13 protein-coding genes and 3 pseudogenes are annotated in these 17791 nt (G+C 65.6%); 9 read left to right on the top strand and 7 right to left on the bottom strand.

Annotated features, from left to right (window positions below; genetic code table 11):
• Nucleotides 1–3: 3 nt before the first annotated feature.
• On the bottom strand, nucleotides 4–1065 hold the full coding sequence (locus tag A6A29_RS10100) for a hypothetical protein (protein ID WP_073719686.1): 1062 nt from the start codon (nucleotides 1063–1065) through the stop codon (nucleotides 4–6).
• 61 nt (nucleotides 1066–1126) lie between these two features.
• A pseudogene (locus A6A29_RS43855) lies at nucleotides 1127–1255 on the bottom strand (IS5/IS1182 family transposase); the annotation flags it as partial.
• Nucleotides 1256–1372: 117 nt separating this feature from the next.
• Between A6A29_RS43855 and A6A29_RS44725 the strand changes: the two are divergent.
• The gene (locus tag A6A29_RS44725) at nucleotides 1373–1711 is read left to right on the top strand and encodes a hypothetical protein (protein WP_143196974.1); all 339 of its coding nucleotides are present in this window, start codon (nucleotides 1373–1375) and stop codon (nucleotides 1709–1711) included.
• Nucleotides 1712–2091: 380 nt separating this feature from the next.
• On the opposite strand, the gene A6A29_RS46365 is transcribed toward A6A29_RS44725, so the two are convergent.
• Nucleotides 2092–3174, bottom strand: a complete 1083-nt coding sequence (locus tag A6A29_RS46365; RefSeq protein WP_241838407.1) for a hypothetical protein — start codon at nucleotides 3172–3174, stop codon at nucleotides 2092–2094.
• Between the two features lie 621 nt (nucleotides 3175–3795).
• On the bottom strand, nucleotides 3796–4380 hold the full coding sequence (locus tag A6A29_RS10085) for a hypothetical protein (protein ID WP_143196973.1): 585 nt from the start codon (nucleotides 4378–4380) through the stop codon (nucleotides 3796–3798).
• Nucleotides 4381–4528: 148 nt separating this feature from the next.
• Here A6A29_RS10085 and A6A29_RS10080 point away from each other — a divergent pair.
• Nucleotides 4529–5142: pseudogene (locus A6A29_RS10080) on the top strand (DinB family protein).
• Between the two features lie 63 nt (nucleotides 5143–5205).
• Here A6A29_RS10080 and A6A29_RS44720 read toward each other — a convergent pair.
• Entirely contained in the window at nucleotides 5206–5868 is a 663-nt protein-coding gene (locus A6A29_RS44720) for a hypothetical protein (protein WP_143196972.1), read from the bottom strand.
• A 597-nt stretch (nucleotides 5869–6465) separates the two neighbouring features.
• Between A6A29_RS44720 and A6A29_RS46360 the strand changes: the two are divergent.
• Together A6A29_RS46360 and A6A29_RS10065 are read left to right on the top strand one after the other, a co-directional pair.
• Nucleotides 6466–6576: pseudogene (locus A6A29_RS46360) on the top strand (integrase core domain-containing protein); the annotation flags it as partial.
• 321 nt (nucleotides 6577–6897) lie between these two features.
• Nucleotides 6898–7497, top strand: coding sequence for a toll/interleukin-1 receptor domain-containing protein (locus A6A29_RS10065; protein WP_143196971.1), 600 nt, complete (start codon nucleotides 6898–6900; stop codon nucleotides 7495–7497).
• A gap of 880 nt (nucleotides 7498–8377) precedes the next feature.
• On the opposite strand, the gene A6A29_RS10060 is transcribed toward A6A29_RS10065, so the two are convergent.
• Together A6A29_RS10060 and A6A29_RS10055 are read right to left on the bottom strand one after the other, a co-directional pair.
• Nucleotides 8378–8992 carry a hypothetical protein gene (locus A6A29_RS10060; RefSeq protein WP_073719682.1) on the bottom strand — a complete coding sequence of 205 codons (615 nt, stop codon included), beginning with the start codon at nucleotides 8990–8992 and terminating at the stop codon, nucleotides 8378–8380.
• Between the two features lie 78 nt (nucleotides 8993–9070).
• Nucleotides 9071–9460 carry a hypothetical protein gene (locus tag A6A29_RS10055; RefSeq protein ID WP_073719681.1) on the bottom strand — a complete coding sequence of 130 codons (390 nt, stop codon included), beginning with the start codon at nucleotides 9458–9460 and terminating at the stop codon, nucleotides 9071–9073.
• Nucleotides 9461–10250: 790 nt separating this feature from the next.
• Between A6A29_RS10055 and A6A29_RS10050 the strand changes: the two genes are divergently transcribed.
• The 5 genes from A6A29_RS10050 to A6A29_RS10030 all read left to right on the top strand — a co-directional run bounded on the left by A6A29_RS10050 (nucleotide 10251) and on the right by A6A29_RS10030 (nucleotide 17613).
• Entirely contained in the window at nucleotides 10251–11732 is a 1482-nt protein-coding gene (locus tag A6A29_RS10050) for a DUF3375 domain-containing protein (RefSeq protein ID WP_198953039.1), read from the top strand.
• On the top strand, nucleotides 11729–12349 hold the full coding sequence (locus A6A29_RS10045) for a DUF4194 domain-containing protein (RefSeq protein ID WP_073719680.1): 621 nt from the start codon (nucleotides 11729–11731) through the stop codon (nucleotides 12347–12349). The genes A6A29_RS10050 and A6A29_RS10045 overlap by 4 nt, the downstream gene beginning before the upstream one ends.
• Nucleotides 12346–15762 carry an ATP-binding protein gene (locus A6A29_RS10040; RefSeq protein ID WP_198953038.1) on the top strand — a complete coding sequence of 1139 codons (3417 nt, stop codon included), beginning with the start codon at nucleotides 12346–12348 and terminating at the stop codon, nucleotides 15760–15762. The genes A6A29_RS10045 and A6A29_RS10040 overlap by 4 nt, the downstream gene beginning before the upstream one ends.
• Nucleotide 15763: 1 nt before the next feature.
• A complete protein-coding gene (locus tag A6A29_RS10035) occupies nucleotides 15764–16948 on the top strand; it encodes a Wadjet anti-phage system protein JetD domain-containing protein (protein WP_073719679.1) in 1185 nt (394 codons plus the stop codon).
• A 161-nt stretch (nucleotides 16949–17109) separates the two neighbouring features.
• Nucleotides 17110–17613, top strand: coding sequence for a transposase family protein (locus tag A6A29_RS10030; protein ID WP_079182680.1), 504 nt, complete (start codon nucleotides 17110–17112; stop codon nucleotides 17611–17613).
• Nucleotides 17614–17791: the final 178 nt, after the last annotated feature.

Below are 17791 nucleotides of genomic sequence, written 5' to 3'. Positions count from 1 at the left end.
TGTTCACTCCGGTGGCGGAGTCACCAGCTTCGTAGCGCCAGGGTCCACGCCGGGGGCGCAGGTAAGGGTCGGCAGGTCGTGGTGGAGCAGCCCGTTCATTTCGACGGCGGCCTGGCTGAGCCGATGCGCTCCTTGGATGGACTGCCCCTCGGCAATGGCCGCGTAGAACCGGGCGGCGTAGGTGATGGCGTCGACGTCGTCGATGGAGTCGGACATGCCGATGGCGAACGGAACGGTGTCGATGAGGGTGGCGGTCTGGGCGGCAGAGTGGCAGGAGTTGAGCAAGACGAGCAAAGGCTTGTCGTCCACGGCCGCGATCGCCCGGGCAAAGGCTCCGGCACTGACCTTGACTTCCTCGTGGAAGTGGTCCTCGTCCTTCTCGAAGAAGATCAGGTCCTGCGCGCTGTGGCCGGAGAAGTGCACGACGTGCGGACGGAAACGGGGCATCGCGTCCAGGAATACGTCGGCGGTCGCGGCCGGATGGGCGTCGAGCTCGATCAGGTCCCGATGTGTGGCGCTCTGCACAGCCGCGCGAATCCTCTGCTGCTCCCGCCCGACACGAAGGTCGCCGTCGGAGGCGGCGCCCAACAGCAACACCCGAAGCCTTTCCGGCTTTGGGGCCCGCATTTCCCTCAGCACCGTACGCACCTGTCTTTCCGCCGTCGACAGACGGCCCTCGATACGAGCCTGACCGGCAGCGGTCCGGCGCTCAGCCTGCTGTTGTTCGCGCTGACGGGTCTTCTCGACGGCGTCCCGCTCGGCCTGCTCTGCCTTAGCGAGCCGAGTCTCCAGGTCCGCCACCTCCTGGCTGAGCTTGGCCACCTTTGCGCTCCAGGTGCCTGCATCGCGGCCAGCCTTGTTCGCATCGTCCTCGTGCCGCTGTGCGCTGCGCAGCTTGCTTGCCCGGGTGGCGGCGCTGCTCGCCTTCGCTGCGGCCGTCCGCTCCTTTGCGACTTTGCCGCGCCTGTCAGCCTCCTTCATGCGGAACTCGCCAACCTTCTTCTCCGCGTCGGCGCGCGCCTTGTACTTCCTGCCCAACTGGTTCCGGTAGTAGCTGGAATTCAACGTCGTACCCTTCTTGTTCCTCGCAGGCTACGACCTGTCTCTGACACTGAGCCTTGTCCCCTCACGCTGACGCGTCATGGAGGATGAGTACGGCCTGGACGATCGCGGTGATGCAGTTGGTACTGCAGCGGAGCTTCCGAAGGAGCCGCCAGCTCTTCAGGACCGCCATGGCTTGCTCGACCAGGCAGCGGGGACGCCCGTCTGACCCGACTCGTGAACCGGTACGCCCCGCAGCTGCTCGATGTGGTGGGGATCGGTCCGGACACGGCCGTCACGTTGCTGATCACGGTGGGGGAGCGGTGGCATCGTGACCTGCATCAACGTCGCGTACAGCCTCACCCTGCTGGAGTTCGGCATCACGCACCCTGACGTTCGCGTGCCGTCATTGCTGATCATCGACTCCCCACGAAAGGCATCTGGGAGCAACCTCGACGACCAAGCGCGTGGCCACCGGACCTACCGGCGCTTTCAAACACTTGCCGAGTCCCACAGTTCGCAGATACAGCTGATCATCGCCGACAACGACTCGGCGCCCATCCCCAGTACCGCCTTCGGCAAGGTCGAACTCGATTACGACGAGCCGCTTGTCCCCGGTGTTGCCCACCCTGGACCCGAGCACACCCATCGAGCCGAGGACGAATCCTGACCGTGGACGGTGCCGTCACCGATGCCGAAAGTCCGAAACCTCTGTCCTCCAATTTGATGTGTTCCCGATGACCCAGCACGTAGAGTGCGTAGCGATCCTTGAGCCCGCCGAGAGGGGTCGCTGACCTGCTGTTTCTCCGAGTGTGCGTTATGGGCGCTACGTGCGTTAGGTGCGATATCTTGACGCGTTTTCGACGCATGAACGGCGTAGTCTCTGACGGCCCGTCATGCCTGGTTTGCCGCTGAGTAGAGCGCTCACCCGTATGGAGGTGGCCCCGGCGATGGAGTGGGGGCCGGCCGCCGAGTTGTTGGTTGCCCCTGCCATTCGCTTCTTGGTAGTCACGTTTCGTGACGCGGGGTGGGTGGCAGGTGGGTGTCGTGTCAGGGGCCGTAGGGGCTCCAGTGCCCAAGGAAGGGCCTGAGGTCGTCGGCTCGTGGTTCGGGGATGTCGGGCAGTCGGGGTGGTGTGTGCAATGGGTCGAGGCGCTCGACGGTGGATGCTGCCCAGCTGATCCATGCTTCGGCTTCGGTTCTGGTCTGCCCCGGGGTCATGGCCTCGACTCGCGTGCGTACGGCGCTCAAGTACTCCGTCAGTCTGGTGGCGTGGCGCCGCGCCGCTTCCTGCGCTTCAAAGTGTCTGAAGCGGTACGCCTCGGCGTACTGGATGCGGGCGTCTTCCATGGCGGCTTCCCAGCGGATGCGCTTCTGGCGTGCGGCTTCGATCTCGTCGAGACGTCTGCGTTCGGCGGCTTCGCCGCGGAGGGCGACCTCCTGTGCGATCTCGGCGAGCTGGTCTTCGAGGGAGTGGCCGGGGGCGTCGGACCATTCGCTTGCCCGGTGCGGTTGGCCGCCGCTGAGGACGAAGCGCAGGCGTTCGGACGGGGTGTAGTCGAAGCGGGGGATCCTGATCCAGGAGTGCTTCTTGGCGTCGGCGAGTTCCTTCTCGGTGGCGACGTGCTCGGTCCGGTCCTGTTCCTGGAGGACGAGGAACCCCACGGTCTGGCCCTGTGCGGTGATGGCGAAGTGGGGAGACGCTCTGCGGCGGCGATGAGACGGGGGCGCGAAGCCGGTCGCTCCCGCCGAACAGGAGTGTCCTTCGGCCTCGGCAGCGATGATCAGCGCCTGGATGAGCCGGAGAGCACGTCCTTGGACGGCCTTGGTCAGGCCCAGCGGCTGTTGTTCCTTCTGCATGGCCCGGACCACGGTGTGCGGGCGGGTGAGCCGGGTGGGCACGGGGACGGGTTGGAGGACGGCAAGGCGCCAGGCGGGGATGTCGACGAGCTTGATCTCGTACCCGCCACGGCACCAACCCCCGTACAGCTCCTTCGTCTCCGGAATCCTTCCGGATCTGCGCGCGGCGGCGATCCGGGACGGCCACTTCTCGGAGTCTGGACCGCTGCCAGGCTTGACGATCTGGCCGCCTGCCTCCGCGAGCTCGTGCAGCAGTTGCTCCGTGAATGTCACGCGACGCTGTGAAGGAGGGCTTGGCTTTCGCGCGGAGGCCGGAGTTTCCTGTGCTCGGGGGGACGGGGGTTGCGGAGCGGTGACCTGGGTCTTCCGCGGGCGCGATCCACGGGGAGGGTATGTGCCGTGCGCCAGGTAGTGCCGGCCGGCGCTTGTCAAGGCGACGTTCCACTGCCCACCCTTCCGGGAGACCAGGACCATGCCGCGGTTCTGCAGTGCCTGACAGGTGGTCTTGTAGGAGCTGGTCTCCCAAACGCCGGCAGGGCACCCGTCTTCCACCCACTTCAGCACCGAGAGTTGCCGCTCATTGACCTGCCGTTCCAATGGCCCGCCTTCGACTCGAGGTTGACGTACGACGGCGGCATGGTGTCAGTTCCGCTTGTCAGCGGCGGATGGTTCGAAACAATTCGCTCGAACGAGCGAAGGCTGACGTGGACCATGTCTACGCGGCGATGGCGCGTATCGCCCACCGGTGCGCGGCCGGGTCTTCGCCGAAGGGAGCGATGAGCTGCCATTGTGCGGGCGGACTGGGTGCCCGTGCGGCGGCGATCTTCGCCGTTGCCGTCAGCTCGGTCTCCGTGCGCTGCTGGCGAGTCAGCCCGGTGGCTTCGGTCGGGGCCTTCAGCCACTGAGCTTCGTGCGCAAGCGTTCGTTCTCCCTCTCGAGGGTCTTAACGCGTCGTTCGAGGTCGGCTCGTGTCGGCTTCTTCGGGGGCGGCGGAGGTGTGGATTCTGTTGGTTCCGGTGGTTCGCCACGCAGCCCGATGGGTTCGAAGGCCACGATTGTATGCCGGTCCTCCCCGGACTCAGAGCATCGCCTGCCGTATGCCCCGGCGGAGAGGGGGTCGGTGTACGTGAAGTGCGCCTCGGTCTCGATGATGTGGCCGCAGTACAGCCGGACACGCCACCGCATGATCTCGTGGTCTGCCTTCTTGAAGGACTGCATCAGCTTCGCGACGTTCTCGAACGCCTGGCGGCGACGCTTCGCCTTCGCCGGGTCTGCCCGGCATTTGGCGTTGTCCTCCTCGACCTGACGCCGAACCGACTCGCTGATCTCCTCGCTCTGCTTCTGACGGCGGTGGTCCCCGCGGGTGAGTTCATACTCCTCCAACGGAATGTTGCTGCTTCGGTATTCGAATTCGCGCATGACGGCCAGCGTAGAAGCGGTGTCCACGCGGCCGTGGAGAAGAACGGTTTTGTCAACCAACTTGCGGATTCTGCCTATGAGTGTCCGCCGGGGTGCGTGCTGGCCCAGGGGGCTGGCCTCCATAAAAAGATCTTGTTCTGATGGCCCGGTTGGGCGGGTAAGAGGTTCCGGCACTGGTCCGTCGCCCGTCATGGCAGAGTCGTCTCGCATGATCGATAATTTCGCGAAAGAGTATCTGCACAACGATCTGCGAGAGGAGATGCGCGAGGCGGTTCTCTGGAAGCTCGATGGGCTCGTTGAGTACGACATCCGACGCCCCCTGACCTCGACTGGAACCAACCTTCTCGGCCTGGTCAAGCACTTGTCGATCTGGGATCCAGGTACTTCGGCGAAGTCTTCGACCGACCGTTCCCCGAACGTCTGCCCCGGTGGGACAGCACCGGAGAACGTGGCGCCGACATGTGGGCGACCGAGCAGGAGACGAGTGAGGAGATCATCGACCATTACCGTCGCGTGTGGGAGCACTCAGACGCGACGATCACCGCTTTCGCCATCGACTCCCTCGGCCACGTGCCTTGGTGGCCACGCCCCAACGTGAAGCTTTTCAACATCCTGGTCCGCATGCTCACCGAGACCAGCCGGCACGCCGGTCATGCCGACATCCTGCGCGAACAGCTCGACAACTCGACAGGGAAAGCAGCCGAATACGCGACTCAGCAGCACGACGACGCCTTCTGGGATGCCCACCGAGCGAAGATCGAGCGAGCTGCCAAAGCAGCCGTCGCCAAGCCTGATCACGCTAGTTCTACCAAGAGCTCGTAGCACAGGTGTTCTCGTCGCCTGTCGGCTTTTGAGGGCTAGTTGCTCGCCTGTCTCAGGGCGCGGCTAGGTGGTGAGGTCCCAAACCGTCGCTGTGAGCCTCATGGTGTGCCCACTCGGTGCGGCCGACACGACACGCACGAACGCGATACGCCCCTCGGTGGTCTGAACACAGAACTGCGCATCCTGAGGCGGGTCCTGCAGCATGGGGTCGCCGTTGTTCCGCAACGCCTCCGCGCACTGCGCCTTGGTTGGATCAGCATCACTTCCCGAGATCGGCGCGATGATCGCCGCGAGCCGGGGGCCGCCATGGAAGTTGGTGGAGCCAGCCGTCCCGCTTCCATCAGTGACGGCCGACAAGTCGGCGCCCTTGAGGTCATCCGCAACAAGCGGCTTGTGCGTGTCGAAGTCGATGTCAACCCCGTAGGCGCTGGTCCGGAACTGAATGTCGTGTGGACCGAACATGGCGCGGGACACCGTGTTCTCCGGGCTGGCCGGATCCGCTGATGCGGCTGGCTTGGCTTGATCATGCGTGGCAGACGGTGCCCCCGCGACGGCGGGTGGCTTCGAGTCGTCAGCAGAGCTATGCCGGTTGTTGGCGAACACCGTGGCTGCGATGCCAACGACGGGCACGACGATGCCTACGACCCACCAGGCCCAGCGCGGCTGCCCCGGCGCAGACGTGCCCGGACCCGCTGCCGACGGATTGCTACCGCTGCTGTTCGTCACAACTTCCCCACCACTTCACTGGCATCCCGGCCGCTCACACTATGACGGACTCCGTAGCCCGGGGATCAGTTCCCAGCTGTGTCACGGAGTCGAAGGTCGCACTCGGGCGGGCTGACCGCGCTCAGCGTCGCGAACGACGCCTCGCTGCACAGACGTTCCGCAGAGGCTGGCCGCAACGGCGGGGCGCAAGTGATCTCTCATGCCGTCAGTGTGCTCGCGACCACTGACAACGCCCGCGGCGGCCCAGTAACGCCCATTTGGACCTGCCCGGGCGGGCGGCGACCTCCGGCGGGTGCTGGCGGTGCTGAGATTCCCGGAACGAAACGGCTGGCCCCGGGCGCCCGCCGAAGGTCCGGCCGACGCCGGGGCGGCGAAAAGGTTGGTGTGCGGGACCGACGGTGTAGAGGTGGAGGTATTTTCCGGCCGCCCCAACCCGACCTGGGCTTCCGCCCGACCCGCACTGCCACTATGGCGAAGACCGCTTCGCGCAGGTTCCCGCCCCGCGCGCCGGCGGCGGCCTTGAGGGCGTCGGTCCGCGAGGCGGGCGGGGCGGGCTCCGGGCCAGCGTTTCGCGCCCTTGAGGGTCTCCCTTTTCACGTCTTCCGCTGGGTCACCCGCTACAACACCTGGCGGCGGCACTCAGCCCTCGGCCAGCAGAGCCCGATCAACTACGAACAGAGATTAACTACGCTGGTCACCGCCGCATAACAACCGGTGTTCACGATCAAGGGTGAAGGCCCGACATCCTCGCCGGATGGGACGCGGCCAATGAGATGGAAGTCATTTGTAGCCAGGAGCATGTCGCGCGGGGCATCAAGCTCCAACTCGATGGAGCTTCCGACTATCCGCGCACTGCGGGCGAGTTCGCCGAGATCACTGGCGCCTCGGACGTGAAGGTACGGACTCCAACCACATGAAGACTGAGACCGACCCAGCCAACGCCTGACCACTGGGTGGCGCCACTTGAGCGATCTCGTCAGTTCGACGATTTCCCCTACCTGGGGGAGCCCCAGGTGGGAGGCTGTGTTCATGCACGCCTTCATCTCTCACAACCACCGGGACAAGCCCCAAGTAACCCCACTTGCCGCCCGCTTGCGGTTGCTCGGCGTGGACGTCTGGCTCGATTCATGGAAGATCCGGCCTGGGGACCGGATCCCCGGCAAGGTCAACGAGGCACTGGGGCTCGTAGACACCGTCATGGTCTTCTGGTCCGCCAACTCTTCGAATTCCCCCTGGGTGAACACAGAGTGGGAGGCCGCCCTCACACGGCGGCTGCGGGATGACTCTGTCCGCGTCATCCCGGTTGTCCTCGACGACACCCCGCTTCCGCCGCTTCTTGAGCCGATCATGTGGGTTTCCTTGGTTGACGGTGATATCGATCGAGCTGCCCGGGAACTCGTAGGTGTGGACTCCCAAGCAGAACTCCTGAAGACGATGCAGCGGACGGTTGAGGAGTCCGGACTCGAATACACGTACTTCCACGGGTTCGGCGTCATCGTTGGCTGTCCCCGGTGCGGAGCTCCAAGTTCGAAGTTGGAGGGCTGGAGCGCCGTTGATCACGCCCGAGACGACATGTACGCGGGAGTCCGTTGCACTGAATGTGGGTGGGACGAGGGCGGGGAAGTCTGACTACACCGCACAGAGTTTCGTCGGGTTGGCGTTGCCCCTCGCCATAGGGGCGTCTGTGAGACGAAGAGCCCTTGCTGGTCGACTCCGGCGGGGGCTCTGCGTCATTTGGGGCGACCGTGATACATGAGGTGCGGTCCACGGCCTGAGCCTTGCGCGCGGCGGCAAAAAACAGCCCTGCGGGCACTGAACGGGTCGTGGGTTGAGCGCAGCCATGGGTGGGTGGCCAGAGCAGCGGCCAGTCGCCTGCACTCTTCCTGGGCTGCGAGCCATCCCTCCCGTTCTGCATGCGTGATGTCGGCCCGTCTCGCCGCGATGTCCGCTCCCGCCGGGAGAGCATCGGCGAGTACCGCAAGGCGTTTGCGCTGGTCGGGGGAAATTGTCAGTGGTGCGTTCTACCGTGAAGGCCCAACTTGCAACGAGCCGGGGGTTTTGTGGCGAACGGCGTGTGGCACTCCGAGTTGAAGTGCGTCCTCGAGCTCGACACGTAGGCAGAACCGTCTTCTGACGTCCACCTGGTCCAATTCGATTCTGTTCACGCGGGTTTGGAATTGGTGGTGCAGGTGCGTCGACGGTGTTGGTGACAGGCGCGTGACAGGACGTGTGCGAAGGCATCGGTGATAGGGCGAGGGACTTGCCGATGGGCCAGGCGGGGCCTCTCCTGAAGCCAAGAGGCGAGGCCCCACTGGAGCGCTCTGGTTGGGCTTCGCCGTGAGTTCGACTGTGCTTGAACGCCTGACGCGTTCGGCTTTTCACGCAGTTCGTGGCCGTGTGATGCTCGCGGGAGCGGCGGATTTGCGATCGCGGCTACAGGCAACGTCGTAAGCGTGAGACGACGGGGCCGCGGGGAGGCACGGCGGGGCTGGCACCAGGAGGGTTCGTGTCAGGGGCCGTAGGGGTTCCAGTGCCCGAGGAACGGCTTCAGGTCGTTGGCTGGTGGTTCGGGGATGAGGGGCATCCGAAGCTGCGTGTTCAGCGGGTCGAGGCGCTCTGCGGTGGCTTCTGCCCAGATGATCCATGCCTCGGCTTCGGTTCTGGTTTGGCCTGAGGGCATGGTCTCGACTCGTGTGCGGGCAGCGGTCACGTACTCGGCCAGTCGGGTCGCGTGGCGCCATGCCGCTTCCTGCGCCTCGAAGTGCCTGACGCGGTACGTCTCGGCGTACTGGACGCGGGCCTTCTCCATGGCGGCTTGCCAGCGGAGGCGCTTCTGGCGTGCTGCCTCGAGTTCCTCCTGGTGTTGGCGTTCGGCGGCTTCGCCGCGGAGTGTGACTTCTTGGGCGATCTCGGCAAGCTGCTCTTCGAGGGGCCGGCCGGGGGTATCGGCCCATTCGCTCGCCCGGTGCGGCTGGCCGCCGCTCAGGACCAAGCGGAGGCGTTCGGACGGGGTGTAGTCGAAGCGGGGGATTCTGATCCAGGAGTGCTTCCGGGCTTCGGCGAGTTCCTTCTCGGTCGCGACACGCTCGGTCCGGTCCTGCTCCTGGAGAACGACGAACCCCACCGTGAGCCCTTGCGCGGTGATGGTGAAGTGGGGAGACGCACTGCGGCGGCGGTGAGACGGGGGTGCAGAGCCCGGCCGTCACACCGAGCAGGCGTGTCCTTCGGACTCGGTGGCGGTGATCAGTGCCTGGATGAGCCGTAGGGCACGTGCTTGGACGGGCTTGGTCAGGCCCAGCGATCGGGGTTCGTTTTGCATGGCCCGGACCACCCTGTGCGGCCGAGTGAGCCGGGAGGGGACAGGGACAGGGGCGAGGACGGCAAAGCGCCAGGCGGGGGTGTCGACGAGCTTGATCTCGTATCCGTCACGGCACCAGCCTCCGTGCAGCTCCTTTGCCTTCGGGAGCCTTGTCGATCTGCGAGCGGCCGCGATCCGGGACGGCCAGTTCACAGAGTCCCGGCCGGTGGTGGTCTTGACGATCCGGCCACCGGCGTCCGCGGGCTCCTGCAGCAGCTGTTCCGTGAACGTCACGCGATTCTGCTGGGGAGGACTTGGCTTTCGCTCGACGGCCGGAGCGTCCTGTGTCCGGGGTGACGAGCGTTGTGGAGCGGTGGCCTTGGTCATGCGCGGGCGCGACCCCGGGGGAGGGTACGTGTCGTGGGAGAGGTAGTGCTGGCCTGCACTCGTCAGGACGACGTTCCACTGCCCGCCTTTCCGGGAGACCGTGACCAGGCCCCGGTTCTGTAATGCCTGGCAGGTGGTCTTGTAGGAGCTTGTCTCCCACACGTCCTCAGGACATCCCGCTCCCACTCACTGCAGCACCGAGAGCTGCCGCTCATTGACCGGAAGTTTCAAGGGGACCACCTTTGATCCTGGCTTTCATTGACGGGGCGGATGCTGTCAGCGGTAGCGGAAAGGGATGGGCTGTTCGGGCTGCATTCGCTCGAAGGAGCGACCGATGCCGGCTCATCCGCAAGCCGCGACGCTGGGCGTCGAAGTGGGTGGAATAGCAAAGCCTTTGACTCGCGCTCGAAATAATGTTCGTAAATGACTGTGGGAGGCGAGGATCGGAAACGATTCCGAATCTGGATTTCTCTGGGCTCTTGCCTGCTGTTTCTCTTCTCTGCGGTCGTCGGGGCCCGTCTGGTCGTCCGCTGTGTCGAGTCCGGTTGTCAGTGGTGGCCTCTACGGTTCTTTCTGTTCGCGCGGAATGCTCCGGCGTGGCTGTGCGTGCATCGATGCCAGCCGGATGGGGCGTGTGCGTTCCATCTCTTCGGGGGCGCGGACGAATCTGCTGGGGGTAGTGAGAACGGGAGGGTGTATGGAGTTGGATTACGACCGTTTGGTCGCTCTGCGAAAGCAGAGCGCTGCTTGGCGGCTGCTGAAGGCCGACCATGTTGCGCTGATGCTGAGCTTCTTCAACAAGGTGTTCGTCGAGCAGGGAGTGCGCTCGATCGCGGGTGCGGAGCTTGTCGAACGGTTGGACGATGAGTTGTTCGCCCTGAACGATCGGCTGGGCCAGGGGACGTTCTCCAAGACTGCGAGGGCGTATCTGGACGGCTGGTCGGCGCCGGAGAATGGCTGGCTGCGCAAGTACTACCCGCCGGATTCGGACGAGCCGCACTATGACGCCACGGCCGCCGTGGAGAAGGCCGTCGCGTGGGTCCGGTCGTTGGAAGAGCGTTCGTTCGTGGGCACGGAGTCGCGGCTGAGCACGATTTTCGACCTGCTGCGGCAGATGACGTTCGGGACCGAAACCGATCCCGAGGCGCGACTGGTGGAGCTCAACCGACGTCGGCATGAAATCGATCTGGAGATCGCGCGTGTCGAGGCCGGTGAGGTGGATGTTCTGGACAGCGCGGCGCTGCGGGACCGCTATCAGCAGGTAACCGATACGGCGCATGGGCTGCTGGCCGACTTCCGAGAGGTCGAGGCGAACTTCAGGGACTTGGACCGGGACCTGCGGAGCAAGATCGCGGCGTGGGACGGGGCCAAGGGTGAGCTGCTGGACGAGGTGCTGAGCAGCCGCGAGAGCATCGCGGAATCGGACCAGGGGCGTACCTTCCAGGCGTTCTATGACTTCCTGCTTGCCCCGAGCCGTCAGGAGGAGCTCAGGACGCTACTGACCGAGGTCGAAGCCATGGAGGCCATCGACGAGCCCGACCCCAGGATGCGGCGCATGGCCCGGGACTGGCTGGAGGCAGCCGAGCGAACTCAGACCACGGTGAGGCAGCTTTCGGGGCAGCTGCGCCGGTTCCTGGACGACCAGGTGCGCTCGGAGGATCGCCGCGTCCTGCAGCTCGTGCGCGAGATTGAGGCTCAGGCTCTGGCGCTGCGTGATGTGCCGGGCGTGGATCTGGTTGCCGGTATCGATGCGGCCGCGCCGACCATTGTTCTGCCGATGGAGCGGCCCCTGTACACCCCGTTGGTCAAGGTGCCGATCGAAAGTACTGGCATTGAGGCGGGGGACGAGGAGTTCGCGGCTGAGGCACTGTTCGAGGCGGTGTATGTGGATTCGGCGCGGCTCACGGCGGCGGTGCACCAGTCGCTGGGCTCGCGCACGCAGGTGTCGTTGGCCGAGACACTGCGCGAGCATCCTCTGGAGCAGGGGCTTGCCGAGCTGGTCGCCTACCTCGCGTTGCCGGACGACGGGTTCACCACGGTGTTCGACGACCAGCGTCAGGAGGAGATCGCTTGGACCAGTGAGGAGGCTGTCCAGCAGGTCGCCACCGTGCCCGTGGTCACCTTTGCCCGCACCAGCCCCGGCATCGCCTGGGCTTCCAGCTCGAAGGAGGGGCGATGACCACGCCTGCCACCCTCAGCCAGCCGTCCGTTCTCTCCCTACCGGTCAACCAACTGCTCAAGGGTCCCGTCTTCCGTGACCAGCACGAACGGGCATGGGACGCCCTGCTGAACCACAGTGCCGGCGTGAAGGACTACGTCGACGTCATGGGGCTGCGTGTGGTGATCGACGAGATGGAAGGCTACGCCTTCCTCCAGTCGAAACCCGACGACGAGGACGACGTCCGCGATGCCCGCATGGCGCCGCCGCGGCTGATGCCCCGCCGCTCACTGTCCTACCCCGTCAGCCTGCTGGTCGTGCTGCTGCGCAAGCGGCTCGCAGAGTTCGACGCAGGCGCCGACGGCACCCGCCTGATGATCACCCGGGACGAGATCGTGGAGATGATCCGACTGTTCCTCCCCGCCGGCACCAATGAAGCCCGCCTGGTCGACCAGATCGACGGCCACATCAACAAGGTGGTCGACCTGCAGTTCCTGCGCCGTGCCCGCAGGCAGGACCAGCTCTTCGAGGTGCAGCGGATCATCAAAGCCTTCGTCGACGGGCAGTGGCTCGCCGACTTCGAAACGAACCTGGCCCAGTACGCGGTCACCCACACCCACCAGGAGAAGCAGCAGTGATCCCCGCCCAGTCCGGCCCCGCCGGCACGAGTGTCGCCTCCACCGACCTGGTTGCGGCCGGCTTCCGGCTGGAGCGCCTGGAGGTATACAACTGGGGCACGTTCGACAAGCACGTGTGGACGTTCGGCATCGGCGGCGCCAATGCCCTGCTGACCGGGGACATCGGTTCCGGGAAGTCCACCCTGGTCGATGCCATCACCACCCTGTTCATGCCTGCACGCAAGATCGCCTACAACAAGGCGGCCGGCGCGGAGAGCGGCGAGCGCAGCCTGCGCTCCTATGTGCTGGGCCACTACAAGTCCGAACGCAACGAGACGACCGGAGCGACCAAGCCGGTGGCGCTGCGCAAGCCGGGCAGCTACTCCGTCATCCTGGGGGTCTTCACCAACCCGGCGCTATCGGCGACCGTCACGCTGGGGCAGGTGTTCTGGCTCGCTGACGCGAACGCCACCAACCCCGATCGGCTATTCCTCGTCGCCGACCAGGCGCTGTCCGTCGCAGGCGACTTCGCCGACTTCGGCACCGAGGTGCGCTCCTTGAAGAAGCGTCTCGAAGCGAGCGACGTTCGCGTCCACAAGACGTTCCCGCCCTACAGCAAGGACTTCCGGCGCCGCATGGGCATCGAGTCCGAGCAGGCACTGGAGCTCTTCCACCAGACGGTGTCGATGAAGTCGGTGGGCACCCTGGACGACTTCGTGCGCAGTCACATGCTCGAGCCGTTCGATGCGGCGGCCATGACTGACAACATCATCAGCCACTTCAACGCGCTCACCACCACCTACAACTCCGTTCAGCGAGCACGCGCCCAGACCGAGGCCCTCACCCCGCTGCTCGCGGAATGCGACGCCTACGAGAGGCTGACCGCACGCATCGACGAAGCCGACACGCAGCAGGCCGCCCTGCGGTATTTCATCGCCGAGCGCACGTCAGTGCTGCACGAAGCCCAGCGCGCCGAGGCGGAACGGACACTCGCACGCCTGCAGGGCGAAAAGGATGCCGCGAAGGACGAGCTGGAACGGCTGCGTGGCCAGCAGCGCCGGTGGGACCTGCAGCGCGAGGGCCTGGGCGGCGGCCGGTTGGGTGAGCTCGAGCGCCAGATCAAGGAGACGGAGCAGCAGCGCACCGCGCAGGAGGGGCGGGCCCGCGAGCACGCCGCCCTGTTGGAGCAGGCAAAGCTGGCCCCTGTGACCGACCGGGCCCAGTTCACCGACCGGCTCGACGACATCGCCCGCGCCCAGCACAGCGTCGCCGCGACCGCCCGTGACACGCGCACGGCCCTGGAGACCCTCGCGGTCGAGGCCGCACAGATGAAGCGGCAGGCTGAGGACATCAACGCGGACCTGCTCAGCTTGCGCTCGCGCCGCAGCAACATCCCTCGCAAGCAGCTGGAGGTACGCGCTCGCCTGAGCCGCGAACTCGGCATCGAGGAGAGTGCCCTGCCGTTCGCCGGCGAACTCATCCAGGTCCGTGACGAGGAACAGGAGTGGGCCGGGGCCGCCGAGCGTCTGCTGCGCGGCTTCGCAGTGTCCCTCCTGGTTTCCGGCGACCAGTACGCCCGCGTCTCAGACTGGATCAATGACCACCACCTGGGGGCGAAGCTGGTCTACTTCCGCGTTCCGGACAAGCTCCCGCGGCGCCTGTCCACCGCCACGTCCACGGCGCTGTTCACCAAGCTCGAGGTGCGTGACGACTCGCCGCTCGCCCCGTGGCTGGCCGGCGAGCTCGAACGCCGCGCCTCCCACGCCTGCGTGCCGACGATGGAGGACTTCCGGCACACCGAACTCGCCATCACCGCCCAGGGGCTGATCAAGGGGGCGCGGGGCCGCCACGAGAAGAACGACACCACCCGCATCGACGACCGCAGCACCTATGTGCTCGGCTGGACGAACCAGGCCAAGATCGACGCTCTCCTGGACCAGGCCCATCGGGTCCAGGACGCCCAGCGTGAGACGGAGAAGAAGAAGCGCGAGCTGGACGGCACCTACAAGGACGCCCTCAGCCATGACAAGGTCCTCGACCGGCTGGCGGCCATGGCGGACTACAACGAGATCGACTGGCCGTCCGCAGTACGGCACATCACCCAGCTCACGGCCGAGAGGCAAAGTCTGCAGGCCGACTCCCAGGACCTTGGCGAACTCACCCGCCGCCTCACTGAAATCGCCGGTGACATCACCACACAGGAACGTGCATACGAGCGGGCACAGCAGAGCTGGGGCCGAGTCGGCGGCGACCGCGACACCGCTGAACGCGCCCGCGACGAGGCCCGCTCCGTACTCGAAGAACCGGACGCCAGGGACGCACGGCCACACTTCCCGGCCCTCGAGCAGCGCCTGACCACTGCCCACCTGACATGCCGGACGACACAGGAGTGCGCCCAGAGCGAGTCCCGGCTGCGCGAGGAGATGGCGGCCGACAGACACCGCTGGGCCAAGGAGCAGACGCGCCTCGGCCAGACGATCGCCGCCCGGATGAGTTCTTTCCGAGCTGCCTACCAGGTCGAGACCAACGAACTCGACGCCTCCGTCGCCTCCGCGCCCGGCTACCGAGCCTTGCACCAGCAGCTCGTCGCGGACGACCTGCCGCGATTCGAGAGCCAATTCCGCACCTATCTGAAGACCAACGTAATCCGTGAGATCGCCGGATTCCACGCGCAGCTCAACATCTGGGCGGACGAGATCGGCGACCGCATCAACACCATCAACGAGTCCCTGGTCGACATCGACTACAACCCGGGCCGTTACATCATGCTCAAGCCCGAGCAGACACCCAACACCGAGATCCGCGAATTCACCGCCGAACTGCGTGCCTGCACCGACGACGTCCTGTCCGGCGACGACTCCGACCTGTACTCCGAGGAGAAGTTCCACCAGGTGCAGCGCCTGATCGAACGCTTCAAGGGCCGCGAACACCACACCGACAGCGACCGGACCTGGACCAAGCGCGTCACCGACGTCCGCTACTGGTTTGTCTTCAGCGCCAGTGAACGACGCCGCGAGGACGATTCCGAGTATGAGGCGTACTCCGACTCCGGCGGCAAGTCCGGCGGCCAGAAGGAGAAACTCGCCTACACTATCCTGGCCGCCTCCCTCGCCTACCAGTTCAAGCTCGACACCAACAGCACAAGGAGCCGCACCTTCCGCTTCGTGGTCATCGATGAAGCCTTCGGACGCGGCTCGGAGGAATCCGCGCGCTTCGCCCTGGACCTCTTCAAACGCCTGGGCCTGCAGCTCCTGATCGTCACCCCGCTGCAGAAGATCCACGTCATCGAGCCCTATGTGTCCGCCGTCGGCTTCGTCGACAACCCCACCGGACACCATTCCCGCCTGCGCACCCTGACCATCGCCCAGTACCGCCAAGAACGGCTAGCCCACACCCTGGCCGGCGTGCAGCCCACTGCCGCACAGGGAGCATGAGATGACAACACAACACGACGTTGGCTGGACCACCCCGCAGGCCGTCATCGAACGCCTCCGCAAACGCTGGAACATGGGCACCTACCTCACCCAGCTCGCGGACGGATCAACATGGGAACCCGTCGAGATTCCTCTGCGTGGTCCGAAAGCCGGGGACATCACCCGACACTATGACCACGTCCTCGCCTGGACCGAATCCTGGGCGCCCACTGCACACCCACACCTGCACATCGAGTACCGGCGCCTCGGCGGGCGCCTGGCCGGCGTGAACAACGTCCCCGCCCGCGTCCGCATCGACGACCGTGACCACCTCTGGCGTCTGCTCGGCGTCAGTCCCACGGTCGCCCGCTACCAGAGTCTGCTGACCTCTGCCCGAGACGTGCTGCCCGACCTCGTCGAGTGGATGACCGGCCATCCCATGCAGGTGCTCCAGCGCGAAGGCGACTGGGCCCGCTTGCAGAGCACCATCCGATGGATCCTCGACTACCACGGTCCCACCGTCTACCTGCGCCAGCTCGACGTACCCGGCGTGGACACCAAATTCATCGAACGCCACCGAGCCATCCTGACCACCCTGCTCGAGCAGTGTCTCCCCGAAGACCGCATCAACACCGAAGCCGCACGCACCGACTTCGCCGCCCGCTTCCGCTTTCTACGAAAGCCCGCCTACCTACGCTTCCGGCTCCTCGACGGCGAAGCGCTGGCCGGCTTCCGCGAACTGGCCGTCCGGGCGGATGAGTTCACCGCGCCCCCGCCCGGCATCACGACCGTCTACGTCGTCGAGAACGAGACCACCTACCTGGCCTTCCCTGACCAACCCCACAGCATCGTGACCCACGGCGCAGGCTACGCCGTCACCCAACTCTCCGCTCTGAACTGGCTGCACGACACACGTCTCGTCTACTGGGGCGACCTCGACACCCACGGCTTCACCATCCTCGACCGGCTGCGCCGGGTCTTCCCCCACACACGGTCCGTCCTGATGAATCGGACCGTTCTCCTTCAGCACCGAGGCCAATGGGTGAAGGAAGACGCCCCCACCCGCCAGACCCTCGGCACGCTCTCCGCTGACGAAGCCGATGCCTACGACAGCCTGATTGACGGCGAGTTCGGCTCGAATGTGCGCCTCGAACAAGAACGCGTTCGGTTTCACCTACTTGAGGAGGCTCTCAACGAGACCGGGTGAGCAACTCCTGATGCCGGGCAGGAGCCGGGCGAAGGGGGAGTGTCTCGGTTTTGGCTCTTCCAAGAACCTCGTAGGCGTTGATCGCTGCAGCGTTCCGCCGCGGTGATCTGTCAGCTCCTGCCAGGCTGGTGACGGTATGCAGTCGTGATCGCTTTCGTTGTATGCGAAATGTCAACTTGCTGGTATCGACGGTGTTTTCGGGGCTTGCTGCGGTGGTTATCGAGGAGGTGTCCGATGACGTTGATGCGGTGCTGGTCGCGGCGCGGACCCGGGGCGCTCCGGTGTCCTGCCCGCTGTGTGGGACACCGACGGCGAAGGTGCATGCGTATCACCGTCGGACGGTGGCGGACCTGCCGGTGGATGGTCGCCGGGTCCTTGTCCGGCTGTGCGTATGGCGGCTGGTGTGCCCGGTTGTGGGGTGCCCGCGCCAGACCTTCCGCGAGCAGATTCCCGGACGCTGGAACCCATCTGTGTCGAACGGTACGACTGACGGGCCAGATATCCGAGGTGGCACGGGAGTTATGCGGTCGTGCAGCCGCTCGTCTCGCCCGCGCCGCTACACGGGGGACATCTGGGCCGGCGCGAAGGCACGCCTTGAGTGCGATTCTGAACGAAGCACTCCCTTCCCCACGGCACACGGGGATCAGGTGTGCTTTGAGAGCTAGGTGCTCGTGCCTCTGCTGGAGCATCCGACCACCTACACCACCGGCCGCTGCGCATCAGCGGATCATTCCCGACGAGCATCGTCCGGTTCTTCGCCTCGCAGCCGACGACGATCTCGAAGGACTAGTAGGGCTTTGTTACGTCTCTGGGCAAGTGGTCGCCTTGGTGGTTTCCTGCTGG

It is taken from the genome of Streptomyces sp. TSRI0281, assembly GCF_001905125.1.
Lineage (GTDB): Bacteria > Actinomycetota > Actinomycetes > Streptomycetales > Streptomycetaceae > Streptomyces.
This window is presented reverse-complemented; position numbering and strand designations above follow the sequence as displayed.

Coding starts and splice junctions, on each gene's coding strand:
- A6A29_RS10065 (WP_143196971.1), top strand. CDS start 6,898: ATGCACGCCTTCATCTCTCACAACCACCGGGACAAGCCCCAAGTAACC.
- A6A29_RS10050 (WP_198953039.1), top strand. CDS start 10,251: ATGGAGTTGGATTACGACCGTTTGGTCGCTCTGCGAAAGCAGAGCGCT.
- A6A29_RS10045 (WP_073719680.1), top strand. CDS start 11,729: ATGACCACGCCTGCCACCCTCAGCCAGCCGTCCGTTCTCTCCCTACCG.
- A6A29_RS10035 (WP_073719679.1), top strand. CDS start 15,764: ATGACAACACAACACGACGTTGGCTGGACCACCCCGCAGGCCGTCATC.
- A6A29_RS10030 (WP_079182680.1), top strand. CDS start 17,110: ATGCGAAATGTCAACTTGCTGGTATCGACGGTGTTTTCGGGGCTTGCT.